This is a genomic window from Candidatus Methylomirabilota bacterium (genome assembly GCA_035315345.1).
In the GTDB taxonomy this organism is placed as follows: Bacteria; Methylomirabilota; Methylomirabilia; order Rokubacteriales; family CSP1-6; genus CAMLFJ01.
Map to the genome: position 1 here is coordinate 14696 of DATFYA010000056.1, position 17469 is coordinate 32164.

At 71.5% G+C, this 17469-nt stretch carries 14 protein-coding genes; 5 read left to right on the forward strand and 9 right to left on the reverse strand.

Translation table 11 applies throughout. From position 1 onward, the window contains the following. Nucleotides 1-73: 73 nt before the first annotated feature. From pgl to VKN16_06640, 5 genes are all read right to left on the reverse strand, one after another. Nucleotides 74-796, reverse strand: a complete 723-nt coding sequence (pgl, locus tag VKN16_06620; GenBank protein ID HME93873.1) for a 6-phosphogluconolactonase — start codon at nt 794-796, stop codon at nt 74-76. 7 nt (nt 797-803) lie between these two features. Continuing rightward, nucleotides 804-1622 carry a Cof-type HAD-IIB family hydrolase gene (locus VKN16_06625; protein ID HME93874.1) on the reverse strand — a complete coding sequence of 273 codons (819 nt, stop codon included), beginning with the start codon at nt 1620-1622 and terminating at the stop codon, nt 804-806. A 4-nt stretch (nt 1623-1626) separates the two neighbouring features. Beyond that, nucleotides 1627-3117 carry a glucose-6-phosphate dehydrogenase gene (gene zwf / locus VKN16_06630; protein HME93875.1) on the reverse strand — a complete coding sequence of 497 codons (1491 nt, stop codon included), beginning with the start codon at nt 3115-3117 and terminating at the stop codon, nt 1627-1629. Nucleotides 3118-3242: 125 nt separating this feature from the next. Beyond that, entirely contained in the window at nt 3243-5312 is a 2070-nt protein-coding gene (gene tkt / locus VKN16_06635; protein ID HME93876.1) for a transketolase, read from the reverse strand. A gap of 3 nt (nt 5313-5315) precedes the next feature. After that, complete coding sequence (locus tag VKN16_06640; GenBank protein HME93877.1) at nt 5316-6248, reverse strand: DUF2090 domain-containing protein; 933 nt, start codon at nt 6246-6248, stop codon at nt 5316-5318. A gap of 202 nt (nt 6249-6450) precedes the next feature. On the opposite strand from VKN16_06640, the gene VKN16_06645 reads away from it, so the two are divergent. After that, complete coding sequence (locus VKN16_06645) at nt 6451-7005, forward strand: YidB family protein (GenBank protein HME93878.1); 555 nt, start codon at nt 6451-6453, stop codon at nt 7003-7005. Nucleotides 7006-7460: 455 nt separating this feature from the next. Here the strand turns inward: VKN16_06645 and VKN16_06650 are convergent, their stop codons facing one another. Then, nucleotides 7461-7883: a hypothetical protein gene (locus tag VKN16_06650; protein ID HME93879.1), complete on the reverse strand. Its 423-nt coding sequence runs from the start codon at nt 7881-7883 to the stop codon at nt 7461-7463. 755 nt (nt 7884-8638) lie between these two features. On the opposite strand from VKN16_06650, the gene VKN16_06655 reads away from it, so the two are divergent. Both VKN16_06655 and VKN16_06660 read left to right on the forward strand, forming a co-directional pair. Next, a complete protein-coding gene (locus VKN16_06655; protein HME93880.1) occupies nt 8639-9937 on the forward strand; it encodes a clostripain-related cysteine peptidase in 1299 nt (432 codons plus the stop codon). A gap of 28 nt (nt 9938-9965) precedes the next feature. Beyond that, on the forward strand, nt 9966-11720 hold the full coding sequence (locus VKN16_06660; GenBank protein ID HME93881.1) for a caspase family protein: 1755 nt from the start codon (nt 9966-9968) through the stop codon (nt 11718-11720). Nucleotides 11721-11726: 6 nt separating this feature from the next. Here VKN16_06660 and VKN16_06665 read toward each other — a convergent pair whose 3' ends face one another. Both VKN16_06665 and VKN16_06670 read right to left on the reverse strand, forming a co-directional pair. Beyond that, complete coding sequence (locus VKN16_06665) at nt 11727-12956, reverse strand: sulfite oxidase (protein ID HME93882.1); 1230 nt, start codon at nt 12954-12956, stop codon at nt 11727-11729. 10 nt (nt 12957-12966) lie between these two features. Beyond that, nucleotides 12967-13353 carry a cytochrome c gene (locus VKN16_06670; GenBank protein HME93883.1) on the reverse strand — a complete coding sequence of 129 codons (387 nt, stop codon included), beginning with the start codon at nt 13351-13353 and terminating at the stop codon, nt 12967-12969. A gap of 360 nt (nt 13354-13713) precedes the next feature. Between VKN16_06670 and VKN16_06675 the strand changes: the two genes are divergently transcribed. Together VKN16_06675 and VKN16_06680 are read left to right on the forward strand one after the other, a co-directional pair. Beyond that, nucleotides 13714-14313, forward strand: coding sequence for a hypothetical protein (locus VKN16_06675; protein HME93884.1), 600 nt, complete (start codon nt 13714-13716; stop codon nt 14311-14313). Nucleotides 14314-14405: 92 nt separating this feature from the next. Continuing rightward, entirely contained in the window at nt 14406-16139 is a 1734-nt protein-coding gene (locus VKN16_06680) for an amidase family protein (protein HME93885.1), read from the forward strand. Between the two features lie 291 nt (nt 16140-16430). Here VKN16_06680 and VKN16_06685 read toward each other — a convergent pair. Further along, nucleotides 16431-17469, reverse strand: a 1039-nt coding sequence (locus VKN16_06685; protein HME93886.1) for an efflux RND transporter permease subunit, incomplete at its 5' end; no start/stop codon positions are given.

A 17469-nucleotide genomic window follows, 5' to 3' on the forward strand; every position in this document is an offset into this window, starting at 1 on the left:
AATGACCCGGCGCGCCGGCCCGGCGCGTCGAGTGAACCACACTTCGAGGGCGCCTGCACCCGTCGGCCGGGGTTCATTCACCGGCCGCGGCGCGGTCGACGAACCACACGATCTCTCCGCACGGCCGCACGCGCGCGGCGGGAGCCCGGCGATCGCCCGATCGGATCGCCCGGAAGATGGCCGTCTTCTCGCGCCCCGTCACCAGGAAGGCCACGTGTCGACTGCTGTCGATGGCGGGGTAGGTCAGCGTGATACGCACCTCGGGCCGGCCGTGGGAGACCGCGGCCACCCAGCGCGCGCGCTCCTCCAGCACCGGCTCGCCGGGCAGCAGCGAGGCGGTATGGCCGTCGGGGCCGAGGCCCAGCAACGTCACGTCGAAGAGCGGCCGCGCCGGATCGAGGACGGTCGCGCCGTAGGCGGTCTGGAGCGTCGCCTCGTAGCGCCGGGCCGCGTCCTCGGGACGTCCGTCGGTCGGGATCGGATGGACGTTCTGAGGCGGCACCGGCGCGCGGTCGAGCATCGCCTCGCGCGTCATCAGGTAGTTGCTGTCGGGATGGTCGTGGGGCACGAAGCGCTCGTCGCCCCAGTACCAGTCCACCTCGGACCAGGGAACGCGGTCCCGGAACTCGTCGGAGGCGAGGAGCCCGAACAGGGCCTTCGGGGTCGAGCCGCCCGAGAGGGAGACCCGGAATGGGCGCGCCCCCGACCGCGCGGTCGTGGTCATCCACTCCGCCACGTGACGCGCCAGCGCCGGGGGATCCGGCAGGACCTCCACGCGCCCGATCGCCTCACCCAACGCGCGCCTATCCGGTCGAGCCGAGGACGAAGCGCTCCATGGCCTTGGCGAAGCCCTCGTCGTCGTAAGAATCGGTGACCGCGGAGGCCTGCCGCTTCACCGCGTCGGAGGCATTGCCCATGGCGATGCTGAAGCCGGACGGCTCGAACATCGCCACGTCGTTCGGCTGATCGCCGATGGTGGCGATCTCGCCGGCCGGCACGCGCAGGGTCTGCGAGAGATACGCGAGCACCGCGCCCTTGTTCGCCTGCTTGCTGGTGATGTCGAGATAGTACGGCTGCGACCGGCTGGCGGTTGCCCGCGACCCGAACGCGGCCTGGGCGTCGGCCTCGCAGCGCTGCACGCGGTCGTGGTCGTCGCTGACCCCGACGATCTTGGCGACCTCGCTCAGCGCGCCGTCGAGATCCGCGACCACCGTCGGCTCGAACTTCACGGTCCACGCCTCGCGCGCGACGTGCGGCGCCGCCGCCCTGGTGATCAGCCAGTCGTTGCCGCGGTAGAGCCACGGGTCGAGGCCGTGAGAGCGGATGAGATCGATCGCCTCGTGGGCCACGTCCTCCGGCACGGTGTGCCGGGCCAGGATCGTCAGGTGGCGATCGACGAACAGCCCGCCGTTGAAGCCGGCGATCGGGGTGTCGATCTCGAGCGGGTCGAACAGCATGGCCATGCCGAGCGGCGGCCGGCCGCTGGTGATGGCGAAGCGGATGCCGGCCTTGCGCAGCGCCCGTACCGCCGCGCGGGCCCGCTCGGTGAGCACCTTGTCGCGGTCGACCAGGGTGCCGTCCACGTCGGCGAGCACCAGCGAGATCTTCCTCCGGTCGCCCACGCCCCTACTCCAGCGCCCGCCAGGCGCGGCCGTCACGGGCCAGCAGCTCGTCCGCCGCGGCGGGCCCCGCGCTGCCCGAGGCGTAGTTGGGGAAGTCGCGCGGCGGGTTCGCGGCCCAGGCGTCGAGGATCGGCTGCACTGCCCGCCAGCCCGCCTCGATGTTGTCGGCGCGCTGGAACAGCGTGGCGTCGCCGGTCATGCAGTCGTACAGCAGCGTCTCGTAGCCGGTGCCGGACGCCAGCTTGAAGTGGGTCTTGTAGCAGAAGTCCATCGCCACCGTGCTGAGCTTCACGGTCGGGCCGGGCCGCTTGGCCGCGAACTGCAGCGCGATGCCCTCTTCCGGCTGGATGCGGAGGATCATCCAGTTGGGATGCAGGCGCTCGACGTGGGTGCCCCGGAACAGCGCATACGGCGCCTGGTGGAAGCGGATGGCCACCTCGGTCCACCGCCGCTCCAGGTGCTTGCCGGTACGCAGGTAGAACGGCACGCCGGCCCACCGCCAGTTGTCGATCTGGAGCTTGCAGGCCACGTAGGTCTCGGTGCTCGAGTCGGCCGCCACGTCGGGCTCCTCGCGGTACGCGCGCTCGGGCTGGCCCAGGACGGTGCCCGCGCCATACTGGCCGCGCACCGCGTTCCGCAGGGCGGCCGCGGGCCCGAGCGGCAGGATGGCCTCGAGGACCTCGGCCTTCTTGGTCCGCACCGCGTCGGCGTCGAAGGAGATGGGCGGCTCCATCGCGGTCATGGCCAGCAGCTGGAACATGTGATTGGGCACCATGTCGCGCAGCGCCCCGGTGCGCTCGTAGAACTTGCCCCGGTGCTCGACGCCCACCGTCTCCGCCGCGGTGATCTGGACGTGATCGATGTGCTGGCGGTTCCACAGCGGCTCGAAGAGGCCGTTGGCGAAGCGCAGCGCCATGATGTTCTGGACCGTTTCCTTGCCGAGGAAGTGGTCGATCCGGTAGATCTGGGGCTCCTGCAGCGTCTTGCGGATCTGGGTGTTGAGCGCGATGGCCGAGGGCACGTCGTGGCCGAACGGCTTCTCGATCACCACCCGGCGCCACCGTCCGTCGCGCTCGTGGGTGAGATCGGCGGAGCCGAGGCCGGCCACCGCGGTGGCGAAGAAGCGGTCCGCGATCGCGAGGTAGAAGAGATGGTTGCCCGCGGTGCCGGCCGTGCGGTCCAGCTCGGCCAGGTGCTCGCCGAGGCGGCGGTAGGTGTCGGGCGCGTTGAGATCGCCCTGCAGGTAGCTCATCCGGTCCGTCAGCCAGCGCCAGGCGCGCTCATCGAGGTGGTCCACCTGGAACTCCCCGTCGCGGCCCACGAAGCCCTTCATCGTCTCCGTGAGGCCGGCGCGCCAGTCCTCCACCGTCTGCGCGGCCAGGTCGAGGCCGACGAGCCGGAACGGCTCGGGCAGCCGCCCGGCCTTGACCAGGTTGTAGAGCGCGGGCACCACCAGGCGCCGGGTCAGGTCGCCGGCCGCGCCGAAGATCACCATCGCGCACGGCGGCGCGAGCGGTACCTGGTCGGCCTCGTCCTCGGGGCCGGCCGTTCTCGCGCGCGGCGGCTTGCCTGCGGTCTTGCCCATGCCGTCTCCCTCCCGGCCGCTCCCGCGGCCCTCGATCATCCGCGTCCCAGCAGCTCCAGGGCCTCCGCCACCACGCGCTCGGGCTCGAAGCCGAACTTACGCTGCAGCTCCTTGAGCGGAGCCGACGCGCCGAAGGTCTTCATGCCGATCACCCGGCCGCCGGGGCCGACGTAGCGGTCCCAACCTAGCACCGACCCCTGCTCCACCGCGAGGCGCGCCGTCACCGCGGCCGGCAACACCTGCTCTCGATAGGACGCCGGCTGATGCTCGAACAGATCCCAGGAGGGCATCGACACGATCCGCGCGCGAACGCCCCGCTCGGTCAAACGCTCGTAGGCGTCCACGATCAGCGCGACTTCGCTGCCCGAGGCGATGAGGATGATCTCGGGCGCGCCGCCCGGAGCGTCGGCCATGACGTAGGCCCCGCGGGCCAGCCCGGCCGCCGACGCGTACTTGGCGCGATCGAACGTCGGTAGCGGCTGGCGCGAGAGCGCGAGGACCGCCGGCTCGTGGCGCAGCGGCATGACGAGGCGATACGCCTCGACCACCTCGTTGGCGTCCGCGGGGCGCAGCACCACCAGGCCGGGAATCGCGCGAAGCGAGACGAGCTGCTCCACCGGCTGGTGGGTCGGCCCGTCCTCGCCGTCACCCATCGCGTCGTGGGTGAGCACGAAGATGACCGGCAGCTCCATGAGCGCGGCGAGCCGGATGGCCGGCCGCGCGTAGTCGCTGAAGATGACGAAGGTCGACCCGAACGGGCGCAGCTTCGAGAGCGAGAGCCCGTTGACGATCGCGGCCATGGCGTGCTCACGCACGCCGAAGTGGAGATTCCGGCCGCCCGGGCTGTCCGCCTCGAAGTCCCCCGCGCCCGGGAATCCGAGCGTCGTGCGCGTCGAGGGGGCGAGGTCGGCCGAGCCGCCCAGAAGCCACGGCACGTGTCGGGCGAGCGCGTTCAGCGCCTGTCCGGAGGCGTCGCGTCCGGCGAGGCCCTTGGGATCGGCGGGGAAGCTCGGCAGGTCGCGGTCCCAGCCGTCGGGCAGCTCGCGCCGCTGCATCCGATCGATCTCGGCGGCGAGGTCGGGATACTTCTCGCGATAGGCGGTCAGGCGCTCCTCCCAGCGGCGCCGGGCCAGGGCTCCGCGCGCGCCGATCCCGGCGTCGAAGTGCTCGCGCACGCCGTCGGGCACCAGGAACTTCGCGTCCTCGGGCCAGCCGTAGGCCCGCTTGGCGAACCGCACCTCGTCCTCGCCGAGCGGCTCGCCGTGCGCGGCGGCGGTGTCCACCTTGTGGGGAGCGCCGTAGCCGATGTGGCTGTCCAGCACGATCAGGGTCGGCCGGCCGCGCGTCTCGCGGAACACGGTCAGCGCGTCCTCGATGCGCGCGCGATCGTTGGCATCGCTCACCCGCAGCACGTTCCAGCGGTACGCGAGGAAGCGAGCCGCCACGTCCTCGGTGAAGGTGATGCCGGTCGGGCCCTCGATGGAGATGTGGTTGTTGTCGTAGATCCAGCACAGGTCGTCGAGGCCCAGATGCCCGGCCAGCGAGGCCGCCTCCGAGCCGACGCCTTCCATCAGGTCGCCGTCGCCGCACACCGCGTAGATGCGGTAGTCGAAGACGTCGAAGCCGGGCTGGTTGTAGCGGGCCGCGAGCCACTTCCGCGCAATGGCCATGCCGACGCTGTTGGCGATGCCCTGCCCCAGCGGGCCGGTCGTCGTCTCCACGCCCGAGACCCAGTGGTATTCGGGATGTCCCGGGGCCTTGCTCCCGAGCTGACGGAAGCGGCGGATGTCGTCCAGCGTCACCGACGGCCGGCCCAGGCGCTCGTATTCGGCGTTCACCGCCACCGTGCCGGTCAGGTACAGCAGCGACCAGAGCAGCATCGAGGCATGCCCGTTCGAGAGGACGAAGCGATCGCGATCGGGCCAGATCGGGTCCTTCGGGTCGAAGCGGAGCACGCGGTTCCAGATCGTGTAGACCAGCGGGGCCAGCGCCATCGGCGTACCGGGGTGGCCGGACTTCGCCTGCTGGACCGCGTCGATGGAGAGCGTCCGGATCGTGTCGATCGCCAGCTGATCCGGGTCCGGGCTGCCGATCGCCGGCGGCATGGCTCAGCCCTCCCGGACCACGGCGAGACGCCGGCCTTCGAACAGGTCCACGAACTCGTGATAGCGTCTCGCGATCTCGGCCACCGCCTGCTCCCGCGTGGCCGTGCCGGCTCGCCACGCCACCAGCGGCTGCCAGAAATCGGTGCGACCCACCGCGAAGCCGACGAAGCCGGGCACGCCCGCGGCGACGCCGAGCCAGTCCCGCACCTTCTGCTCGTCCGCGCCGCGGCCCAGCACGATGCAGCCGACGCGCTCGCGCCCCTCGCCGCGCGCCGCCCGGACCACCGCCTGGCAATCCGCCCGGCGATCGAGCCCTTCCACCTTCCACAGGTCCGGCTCCACGCCGGCCTCCTGCAGCTCGCGGATGGCCTCGACCATCAGCCGGGGTCTCAGCTCCAGATCGTACGTCGTGCGGTCGCCGCCGAGCCGCTCGAGCTGGGCCGGCTCGGCCGGCACCAGCAGCTCGAACATGAAGCGGCTCCGATCCCGCGCGGCGAGAAAGTCGGAGAGGCGCTTCAACCGGCCGGCCTGCCGGCGGTTCAGCTCCCGATCGCCGGCCGGATTGTAGCGGACCAGCACCTTGCAGAAGGTGGGATCGAAGGCCTCGACGTGACGGCCGAATTCCTCGCCGTACTCGAACTCGAACTCGGCCTGCCCGCTCTTCTCGGCCGGGCACGCGGTGATGACGCCGTCGGCAGCCGCGTCACGCAGGATGGCGGCGCCGAACTGCTCGTCCACCAGGATGCCCGCCTTCTCACGGGGCACACCGGCGGCCAGGGCCGCCCGGAAGCCGTCGTAGACGAGACGCTTCGCCGAGGCGATCTCGGCGGTCTGCGCGGGGCCGAGCGGCGGCTCCCAACCGAAGAGCTTGGTCTCGAACGACTCCCGATGATCGAACGGCAGGATGTAGAGCGGGCGGTCGTAGCCTCGAGGCATCGATCAACTCCTTTCAGGCAACCTCTTTCAGAGCGCGCCCTCCTCTTATTGTGACGCCCGGAGGCCGCGCCCATGCGCGAACCGCGAAATTTGCGCAAGAATCGCGAAGTCGCTTCCGGCGCGGCGGCCGCCGTGCGGCCCTCGCGGTTTCGGGCTATGCTGGCCCCGCGGTTTTCACGTCATCTCACCGCAGGAGGCGGCCATGGGACTTCTCGATGATCTGCTCGGTGGATTGGCTGGACAGCCGGCGGGCGGGCGCATGCCGCCGCAGCAGCCGGCGGGCGCGCAGGCCGGCGGCGGCATGAGCAGCGTGCTCGTGGCCCTGATGCCGGTCGTGCTCTCGATGCTGTCGAACCAGGGCGCGCGGCGCGGCGGGCCCGGTCAGATGGGCGCGGCGCCCGGCGGGGGCGGCCTGGGCGACATCCTGGGCCAGGTGCTCGGCGGCGCCGCGGGCGGCGGACTCGGCAGCATCCTCGCCCAGCTTCAGCAGGCCGGCTACGGCGAGCAGGCCGATTCCTGGGTGAGCCCCGGCGCCAATAAGCCCATCCCGCCGGACGCGATGGCGCAGATCTTCGGGCAGGACGGTCTGCAGCAGATCTCGCGTCACGCCGGCCTGAGCGAGGAGGAGACCTCGCGCGGGCTCTCCCAGCTCCTGCCCGAGGTGGTGGACCGCGTGACCCCGGGCGGCCAGGTGCCCGACTTCGACTCGCTCAGCACGAGCGTGGACGACCTGGCGCGCCGGCTGGGCATGCGCTGAGCGCGGCCGCGATCGGCGAATCGAGGAGGCATCATGGCGATTCCCGACACCTGACCGTGCTGGTCGCCCCGCACCGGTTCGAGCTGCAGCGGCGGCCGGTGCCGGTTCCGGGGGACGAGGACGTCCTCGTGAGGGTGCGCGCCTGCGGCATCTGAGGACGGTTTCAGATCGGCGACCGGGTGGTCGTCGAGGCGCACATGGGCATTCGCGGGCTGTACACCGCCTGCCTGTAATCGGGCCCGCGGCCATCGGGCCCACGTCAACACGCTCTATCGCATCCCCGACGACGTGAGCTACGAGGAGGCGACGGTGGGGATGACCTCGGGCAGCCCGCTGTTCGGCCTCGAGAACGCCGGCGGTGCTCGGGCCGGGGCCGATCGGGCTCATGGCCATCCAGCTGGTGCGCCACCCGCCTCAAGCCTTGAGGCGAAGGTCGCCTCGAGCCGAGGTGACGGTCAGTCCGATCGGGGCGGTCGGGTCACCCGGCACGAGTGGCGCCCCCGGCTGACCTCCCCCGCCTGAACGTCAGGCAGTTGCCGCATGCGCGTCTCATGCACGTACCCCATGGCGCGCGCTCGCTGCAGCGGCGACGCGACGAATCGCCAGCCGCACGTGCAGATCACCAGCCAGTCGCCCTGCGATTTGGCCTCGGACACGAATGCGGGAAGACACACCGGGCAGGCACTGCTCTGTCCGGCGCGGCGCGCCGCCCGCGGGCTCTCGTATTCCTGACGATCCAGCTCGGTCGGCGCCGCCGCCAGGGTCGCGCAGTCGGCGCAATGATAGACGCGCGCGAGCGCGACCCGGCTGAACGCGGCTTCGGGCACGACGCCCACGACGCGAGTCGGCGGATGCAGATGGCCGAAGACGCACTTCACGGGTCCTGAGATAGCAAGCGTCGTACCGCGGGAGGTCGGCGGCGATTTCGCGATGTTCGCCGGCCCGCGCGTCGACGACGCGCGCTTTTACCGGGTAGGCCTTGCCGGTGCCGGCCGGCCCGCAGCGCCGGCGGACGGCCCGAGGCGCGCGCGCACCGCGCGCCGCCGAGCCGCGCCAGCACCCGTCGGGCCGTGGTCGAGAGGCCGCGCGAATCCGTGCGGCCTGGGGCCGTCGCAGGATCGCCGTGGCCTCGTCGACCGCGACGCGACCGGCCGCGTCGCGGTCGGCCCACGCCGGGTGCGCGCGGGTCTCACCGGTCGGGGCGTGCGGCCGCCAGGCGGTGGTGGCCGCGGCGATCAGGATCTCGAGGTCGCGATTGTCAGGCGGGCTCATGCCAGCTCTCTCACCAGGTCGGTCGATCCCGTGCCGCGCGAGGCCCTCGGCCACGAGCTTCCGGGCCCGCGCGATGTCTTGCAGGAACGTGTTCGCGCGCAAGCCCGCGGATCCGCCGGCGCAGCAGCGGATCGGAGGCACAATGCCCTCGAGCGGGAGCGTGCGGCCGCCGGCACTCGAGCGATCCACCGCGAGCGATCCACCGTTGTCCAGTGACTTGGTCATGTGGCAGGCCTCCTCGAGCCTACCCGACCGACGCACGAAATCCGCGCTCAATGACAGTAAGGGCAGAAAACCCTTGCGCGATCGCGAGATCCGCTGCGATGGTGGAAGCGCTCGACTGCGAGCCGAGGAGGCGACGATGACGCGCCCGGCGGAGAAGACGAAGCGGTGGACGGTCATGGTGTACCTCGCCGGCGACAACAATCTCGACAGCGCCGGCGCGGACGATCTGCTCGAGGTGAAGACGGTCGGCTCCAGCGACCAGGTCACCGTGGTCGCCCAGTTCGATCGCTCCGGCGCCGGCCGCGCGACCAATCGCTACCTGCTGCGAAAGAACACTCCGCTGACCGCCGACGTGGTCACCGCGCTCGGCGAGACCGACACCGGCGATCCGGCGGTGTTGCGCGACTTCGTCACCTGGGCGGTCACCAGCCACCCGGCCCAGCACTACCTGCTGGTGATCTGGAACCACGGCTCGGGCTGGGACGACTCCAACCTCTACCAGGGCGACTACTTCAGCGGCGCGGCCCCGCCGGTCGTGCGAAAGGGCAAGGTGGTCGCGCGGGCGCTGGTGGCCGATTCTCCCGGTCCCATCCGGATGGACACCGTGCGCGCCGCGGCCCGGCGGGCGCGGCGCTCGCTCTTCCGGTCCACCGTGGCCCGCATGGTGTCCTCGCGCGCCATCGCGTTCGACGATCAGGCGAAGGACTTCCTCGACAACATCGAGCTGAAGCGGGTGCTCGGTCAGATCCGGCGCACGCTCAAGCGCAAGATCGACGTCCTGGGATTCGACGCCTGCCTCATGAGCATGGTCGAGGTCGCCTACCAGGTGCGGGATCACGTGGGCCTCACCTGCGGCTCCGAGGAGGAGGAGCCCAACGACGGCTGGCCCTACGACACGATCCTGAAGGCGCTGGTGGCCCGCCCCTCGATGAAGCCGGCGGATCTCGCGAAGCTGGTGGTGGGCCGGTACGTCGCCTCGTACGGGCCGAGGGACGGCGCCACCATGGCGGCGACCGACCTGGCGGGCATCGGCGCGGTGGCCGACGCGATCCACCGGCTGGGCCGCGTGCTGACGACGGCGCTCCGGGACGACGACGCGCGCGCGCAGATCTGGGCCGTGCGGGCCCAGGTGCAGGAATACACTCCGCCCTACGACCAGTACTGCGACGTGGCCGACCTCTGCGACCTGCTCGCCCGTCGCGTCCGCCGGCCCGCGGTCGCGACCGCGTGCCGCGCGGTGCGCGCGGCCCTGTCCAGGGCGGTCCTGGCGAGCGCGGCGAAGGGCCAGGGCCTCGCCCACTCCCACGGCCTCACCGTGTATTTTCCGAAGAAGACGGTCTCCCGGCTCTACGCCACCCTCGACTTCGCGCGAAAGGGCGGCTGGGCCGCCTTCATCGACGCCTACACCCGCAGCATCGGCCGCCGGCCGCGTTAGCCGGCCGCGCCCTTCCAGGAGGCCACGCATGCCCGATCGTCTCTCGATTCTGTGCGTCCACGGCATCGGACACGGAGACGTGGACGCCGCGTTGATCCCGGCCTGGCGGCAGGTCATCACCGCGGGCCTGCAGCGCTGGAAGCCGGGGCTCGAGGTGGACTTCGACTTCCTGGCCTACGACGAGGAGTTCGACCACGCGCCGCTCCATGCGGCGACGTACGCGGAGGCGCTCACCCGGCTCGCCGCGAGCGGCATCGTGCACGGCATCGGCGACCTCCTGCCCGGCACGCGCGGGCTCTCCGACATGCCGGCGCTGATCCGCTGGACCGCGGGCATGATCGCTCAGTGGGCCACCGAGGACCGCCTGCGCGAGCGGCTGCGGGCCCGCGTGCTGGACGCGGTGGCGGGCGGCCGGCCGGACGTGGTGTGCGCCCACAGCCTGGGCACGCTCGTCTGCTACGACGCCTTCCGGCGGGAGCGCGGAGCGCTCGACGGACGCACCTTCCTGACGCTCGGGTCGCAGATCGGCAACCCGTTCGTCCGCGACTGCTTCGCCGGCCGCATCGAGGCACTGGCCCGGGCACGGCGCTGGTACCACCTCTACAACCCGGACGACCACGTGTTCACCGCGGAGCTGCGCATCCAGGCCGACAACTTCACCGCGGTGGAGACGCGCTTCGACAAGCCGAACGACCCGCTGAACCACGACGCGATCTGGTACTTCGATCACGCCAACACCCGGAACAGCGTCTGGCTCGACCTGTCGGGCGCGCGGCCGGCGCGCACGCTCACCCGCGAGACCCAGGCCGGGCGCACGCTCGGCGCGCGGCCGGCGCGCCGCGCGCTCCTCATCGGCATCAACGCCTATCCCAACCCCGCCAACCGGCTCGAGGGCTGCGTGAACGACGTGTACCTGGTCAGCTCGGTGCTCCAGGAATGCGGCTACGCGCCGGAGGACATCCGGGTGGTGCTGGACGAGCGCGCCACCACCGCCGGGCTCCTGGAGCGATTCCACTGGCTGCTCGACGACGTCCAGCCGGGCGACGAGCGCGTGCTGTTCTACTCGGGCCACGGCGCTCAGATCCCCGCCTACGGACCGCACCAGGAGGTCGATCACCTCAACGAATGCCTGGTGCCCTACGACTTCGACTGGAGCCCGGCGCACGCGATCACCGACAAGCAGCTCGTGGGCTTCTACAGCCAGCTGCCGTACGACAGCCGGTTCGCCGCGATCTTCGACTGCTGCCACTCGGGTGGCCTCGCCCGCGAAGGCGGGCTGCGGCCGCGCGGCATCGATCCGCCCGACGACATCCGCCATCGCGCGCTGCGCTGGAACCGCCGGCTCGAGATGTGGGAGGAGCGGCGGCTGCCGACCGCGAACCGCTCGCTCGCCGGCTCGCCCCAGTTCGTCGGGAAGTCGGGCGCCACGTACCGCATCGGCCGCGGCGTGTCGCTGCGCGGCCTGCCCAACCGCGCCTACGACCGCGAGCGCGCGGCCCTGCGGCATCGCGGCCCGTACCTGCCGATCATCATCGAGGCGTGCCGCGAGGAGGAGCTGTCGTACGAGTACCGCGACGGGGCGACCTCGTACGGGGCGTTCACCTACAGCCTGGCCAAGGAGCTGCGGCGGTCGCGCCAGGGCCGGCGCAACCCGAGCTTCCGCCGGCTGGTCGCCCTGACCACGCGCCGGCTGCAGGCGCTTCAATACGAGCAGACGCCGTCGCTGGTGGGGCCGCGCGCGCTGCTGGGGCGGCCGATCCCCTGGGATACGCGCCGGGGCTGAGCCGGGCTACGTCACCACCAGCGGGTGCTCGACCACCGCGTTGTACAGATAGCCCTGCTCGTTGAAGGGCACCTGGTCGGGCTGGACGTTGCCGTTCTCGTCCGCCGCGCGCAGCCGAATCCCGACCTGGCCCGGCCGGGCGTCCCAGTCGAAGTCGAACCGCACCCACGCGGCCGCGATGTTCGGCTCGCGGAGGCGGGCGGCCTGCCACGTGGCGCCGTGATCCACGCTGCAGTCCACCTTCGCGATCTTGCCGAACGGCGACCACGCGCGCCCGCGGACCAGACGACGGCCCGCCGCGACGTCGCCGCCCCACGGCAGCTCGAGCGCGCTCTTGAGGCTCTGCCTGGAGAGCACCGGGCCCTTCGAGGGCGGGCTCGGCTGAAAGCCGGGGCCGATCATGACGTAGCTGTCCGTGTTCCACGACGAGAAGAGCGGCTGATCGGACACCTCCAGGCGCCCGACCCACTTGATGTTGGCGACTCCGATCCATCCCGGCGTGAGCACCCGCGCCGGGAAGCCGTGATCGGGCGGCAGCGGCTGGCCGTTCATCGCATAGACCAGCAGCGTGTCGTCCGCCAGCGCCTTCGCCACCGGCATCGGTCGGCGCACCTTGAGGTCGTCCAGCCCGTGCGGCATCACGTCGCGCGCGGTCGCCTTGATCCCGGCCCGATCGAACAGCTCGCGGAGCGGTACGCCCGTCCACTCCGCGACGCCGATGGCGCCCAGCTTCCATTGTGTCCCCTGCGCCTTCTTCCCGCCCACGCTCTCGAAGAAGCTGCGTCCGTTGCCCGCGCACTCCACGTAGCGGATCACCGAGACGGACGGCAGGCCGATCACCTCGTCGAGCGTCAGGTCGAGCGGCCGCGTCACTCCCGGCCCGTCCACTCGCAGCCGCCACGCGGCGGCGTCGATGCGCGCGGTGCGTGTGTGGTTGCGGACGAAGAAGGCCTCGTTGGGCGTGAGGTAGCCGCGCCGGTACAGCGAGTCCCAGCGCATCTCCTTGTTGCTGCCGTAGTCGGTGAACAGCTCCGGCGGCGTCGGCTTCAGGACCGGGGCCGGCGGCGTCTGCGCCGCGGCCGGCCATGCCGCGAGGCCCATGAGCCCGGCGGCCGCGCCCGCCGCCTCGAGGAAGCGGCGGCGGGACAGGCCGAGGTCCTTGGCCAGGCGCCAGGCGTGCTCCTCGGCACGCGCGCGCCGGTACTCCTCCTCGCTCGCGAACTGTTCAGGCCTCATGCTCGTCCTCCTATCTCTTGCAGAAGCCACGGACCACCGCGACCAGATCGCGAATCTGCCCGTCCGGGAGCGAATCGCCCCACGCGGGCATGACGGTGGAGCGCCCTGCTCCCGGGCCGCCTCGCTTGATGATGGTGAAGAGCGTCGCGTCCGACTGCTTCTGCATGACTGCACAGTCGGTGAAATCGGCGGGGCGCGGGTCGAGCCCGGCGGCGCTCGGCCCGTCTCCCTTGCCTCCGACGCCGTGACAGATGGAGCAGACCTCGACGAACGTCTCCCGGGCGGAGCCCGCGGCAAGCGCGCCGCCGCCGTTGACCACGGCCAGCAGGACGGCCAGGCCGAGTCCGACCAGCGCCGCGCTCGGCGCGGCCCCGCTTCGCGCGTGACGAAGGCTCATCGCGCCGACCCTGCCAGACGGTGCGGAACAGGTCAAGCCGGAGCGGCAGCGTCAGCGCACCGGACGCGCCGCGCCATCGGTCTCCGCGGTCTGCCGCGGCTCGAGGCGGTGGTCATTCCCCGTCACGCATCTGGACTGCCCACGTCACCGCGGCCCGGGCGCCGCCGCCTACCCTCGCACTGTGATTCGACTTTGCCCGTGGTGCAGCCCTTGCACGCATTCGAGGCGCGTCCAGCAACAGGGTCTACGCCTCCTCGTGGAGACTGGCCCGCGCGGCTTTCGAGCCCGCGTCACGAACCAACGTCCGATGATCGGCGCCGCAACACGGTCGCCCGCGTCGTCCGATCCAGGAGCGCCATGATGACCTATGCCGGAAGCCCCGAGGCTGCCGCGGTGCGCCGTTTCCTGGCCGCCGCCCTGCTCACGCTCGTGCTCGCCGCCTCCCCGGCCGTCGCCGGTGTCGCCACGGACGGAGATGACGCCGCGCCGCTCGGAGTCAACGGGCTCGTCCTCGGCATGACCAGGGCCGAGGTGCTGGCCCTGGGCTTGACCGCGTGCGCGCCGTCGAAGGTGCCGTTCATGAACGAGGAGTGCACCCGGCCCGCGAACGGCCCCGCCTTCAGCGCGGGCGGCCACGTCGTCGACTACGTCGCGGTGTGGCTCATGGACGAGCGCGTGCACGGCATCGGCCTCTACATCACCGGCAGCGAGCAGGTCTTCGACGACGTGCGGGCCGCCATGGCGTCACGCTACGGTGCGCTGTCCACGCCGACCAGCCGGATCCGGGACGCGATCCAGGAGCTGGCCACCCAGGCCCGGCTGCCCGACGGCTGGGTCGGGGTGCGCTGGACGCGCTCGCTCCAGAACACCGCGTCGCCGGTGGTCTTCCTCCTGATCAAGAGCCCCACCTTCATGTCCCTCGGCGCCACCCGCGACGCGGAGCACACCAAGCAGCGCTGACGCGCGCTCCCTCGGATGGCGCACGCCGGCTTCTTGACGCCGCTCGGGGCGGAGGGCAGTATCGCGGCGAGACTTCCGAGGAGAGCGCGCGCATGGCCCGGACGGTGACGACTCGACGGATGTGGCCGCTGCTCGCGGTGGCCGCGGTCGTCGCGGCGGGCTGCGCGCAGCCGATCGCGGGCACGCGGACGGCCACCGGCTACAGCGTCGTCGAGGCCGGCATCCCCCAGCTCCAGCAGGCGATGCGCGAGGGGCGCGTCACCTCGCGCCAGCTCGTCGTCGAGTACCTCCTGCGCATCGCCCTCTACGAGGATCAGGTCAAGGCCGCCATCACCGTCAACCCCGACGCGCTCGCCGAGGCCGAGGAGCGGGATCGCGAGTGGGCGCAGGGTCGGGTCCGCGGCCCGCTCCACGGCATTCCCATCGCGCTCAAGGACAACATCCAGACGACCGACATGGTGACCACCGGGGGCGCCATCGCCTTCGAGAATCTCCGGCCGCCGTACGACGCCACCATCACGAGGACCCTGCGCGAGGCCGGCGCGGTCATCATCGCCAAGACCGTGATGACCGAGCTCGCCAACTGGGTGGCCGGCCCGCCGACGCCGATGCCCGGCAACTACAGCGCGCTGGCCGGCTACGGGCTCAATCCGTACGACCCGCGGCGGGATCCTCGCGAGGGCACGAACGACGGCCGTCAGGCGCTGCTGCTCGGCGGCTCCAGCTCGGGCATCGGAACCGCGGCGAGCTTCTGGGCCGCCAACGTGGGCACCGAGACCTCGGGATCGATCCTGGTCCCGGCCAATCTCGTGATGCTCGTGGGGATCAAGCCGACCGTTGGTCGGGTGAGCCGCTACGGCATCATTCCCCTGACCGCCGACCAGGATACCGCCGGGCCGATGGCCCGGACCGTGACGGATGCCGCCATCCTGCTCGGCGCCCTCGAGGGCAGCGTCCCCGACCCGAACGATCCCGGCCTCCGCGCATGTCCCGTACCGGCCGGGCGCGACTACACGCCCCACCTCAAGCGCGACGGGCTCAAGGGTGCGCGCATCGGCATTCCGCGCGCGTTCTTCTACGATCCGGTGACCCCTCCGGGTGAGGCGGCGCCGCGCGGCGGGCTCACCCCGGCCCAGGCGGCGGTGATGGCCGAGGCGATCGAGGTCCTCCGGCGCGAGGGCGCGGTCCTCGTCGATCCCGCGGACATTCCGAGCGTCGTCGATCCCGATCCCGACGCGAACTTCCTCAAGTGGGGCGTCTGCTCGGGCATGCCCGGGCGGAAGGGCGAGGACGCGGCGTGCTCGGTGGTGTTCAAGTACGGGATGAAGCGCGACTTCAACGCGTGGCTCCGCTCGCTCGGGCCGAGCGCCCCGGTCCAGACCCTGAGCGAGCTGAGGAGCTTCAACCTCGCGCACCAGGCGCGCGGCGCCATCAAGTACGGGCAGGCCCAGCTCGACATCTCCGACGAGATGGACGTCGACGCGGATCGCGAGCGCTACGAGGCCGATCGCGCCAAGGACCTGGCCCTCGCGGGCACGAACGGGATCGACGCGGTGATGAAGGCCCACCAGCTCGACGCCATCCTGTTTCCGGGCGCGAGCGGCGCCAGCATCGCGGCGCGCCCGGGCTACCCGAGCGTCATGGTGCCCTTCGCCACCGTGCCGAACACCCCGACCCCGCCGTTTCCGGACGGGTTCGCGGCCCGGCCCGCGCCCTTCGGGATCACGTTCACCGGCACCGCCTGCAGCGAGCCTCGGCTGATCGAGCTGGGCTACGCGTTCGAGCAGGCCACGAGGCGCCGGGTGCCGCCGCCGTCCACGCCGTAGGCCGCGCGGCCCGCCGCGCGCGGCTCAGCGGCGTGAGCTGAGATAGGCGGCCAGCGCCTGCGCCTCGCGATCGCTCAGGGCGATCCGGCTAACGCCGAGACGAGGAGCATGCCCAACATCGCCGCGCGATGCCGCGAAACATGGACTTGCCCGAGGAACTGCAACGGCGATGCGGTGCGACGCGCGCCGGAAACTCGGTAGCTTGCTCGGGGGCGCTCGTGAACATCGGGGCGAGCCCGCCTCGCTGAGGCGCGCGTGCCCCGGCGAGTCGCTTGGGGCGCCCGCGTTCGGTCAGCGGCTCTCGGCCGGCGCGGGCTGCCGACGGCGACCACTGCGCAGCCGCGCGCTCAGACCTTCGAGCGCCACGTAGAAGACCGGCACGAACGGGATCGCGAGCAGCGTCGACGCCATCATCCCGCCGAACACCACCGTGCCGATGGCCTGCTGACTGGCCGCGCCCGCCCCGGTGGCCACCATCAACGGCACCACCCCCAGGATGAAGGCGAACGAGGTCATCACGATCGGCCGGAACCGGCGCCGGGTGGCTTCGACCGCGGCCTCGGTGACGGAGAGGCCCTCCCGGTGCAGGTCGCGGGCGAATTCCACGATCAGGATGGCGTTCTTGCTCGCGAGCGCGATCATCAGCACCAGGCCGACCTGGGTGTACAGGTTGTTGTCGTAGCCGCGGCTCATCTGCGCCAGGAGGACGCCGACGAGGGCCATGGGCACGACCAGGACCACCGCGGCGGGAGACGTCCAGCTCTCGTAGAGCGCAGCCAGCACCAGGTAGACCAGAGCGATGGAGAGCGCGTAGATGAAGTACGCCTGATGGCCCACCCGCTTCTCCTGGTAGCTCGTCGAGGTCCAGTCGTACGCCATGCCCTCCGGCAGCGTCTCCGCGGCCAGCTGCTCCATGAGGGTGAGGGCCTGGCCGGAGCTGAAGCCCGGAGCGGCGGCGCCGAAGATCGACGCCGCGGGATAGAGGTTGTAGCGGGTGAGCAGCTCGGTCCCCTGCACCTGGCGGATCTGGATGAGGGCATTCAGCGGGACCATCTCCCCGTTCTGGTTGCGGACGTAGAGATGCCGCATGTCTCCGGCCTGGAGGCGGTAGGCATTGTCGGCCTGGATGTAGACCTGGAACACCTGGTTGAACTTGTTGAAGAGGTTGACGAACGAGGAGCCGAGGTACGCCTGCAGGGTTTCGAAGATGCTCGACGGCAGCACCTGCATGGACTCCGCCTTGGTCCGGTCGATGTTCAGGTAGACCTGCGGGCTGCGGGCGCTGAACGTGCTGGCGAGGCCGCGGAGGCTCGGGTTGGCGTTGCCCTTC

Excerpts from the sequence above, each read along its gene's own strand:
- zwf (HME93875.1), bottom strand. The coding sequence starts at position 3,117 with ATGGTGATCTTCGGCGCGGCCGGCGACCTGACCCGGCGCCTGGTGGTG.
- tkt (HME93876.1), bottom strand. The coding sequence starts at position 5,312 with ATGCCGCCGGCGATCGGCAGCCCGGACCCGGATCAGCTGGCGATCGAC.
- VKN16_06640 (HME93877.1), bottom strand. The coding sequence starts at position 6,248 with ATGCCTCGAGGCTACGACCGCCCGCTCTACATCCTGCCGTTCGATCAT.
- VKN16_06645 (HME93878.1), top strand. The coding sequence starts at position 6,451 with ATGGGACTTCTCGATGATCTGCTCGGTGGATTGGCTGGACAGCCGGCG.
- VKN16_06655 (HME93880.1), top strand. The coding sequence starts at position 8,639 with ATGACGCGCCCGGCGGAGAAGACGAAGCGGTGGACGGTCATGGTGTAC.
- VKN16_06660 (HME93881.1), top strand. The coding sequence starts at position 9,966 with ATGCCCGATCGTCTCTCGATTCTGTGCGTCCACGGCATCGGACACGGA.
- VKN16_06665 (HME93882.1), bottom strand. The coding sequence starts at position 12,956 with ATGAGGCCTGAACAGTTCGCGAGCGAGGAGGAGTACCGGCGCGCGCGT.
- VKN16_06670 (HME93883.1), bottom strand. The coding sequence starts at position 13,353 with ATGAGCCTTCGTCACGCGCGAAGCGGGGCCGCGCCGAGCGCGGCGCTG.
- VKN16_06675 (HME93884.1), top strand. The coding sequence starts at position 13,714 with ATGACCTATGCCGGAAGCCCCGAGGCTGCCGCGGTGCGCCGTTTCCTG.
- VKN16_06680 (HME93885.1), top strand. The coding sequence starts at position 14,406 with ATGGCCCGGACGGTGACGACTCGACGGATGTGGCCGCTGCTCGCGGTG.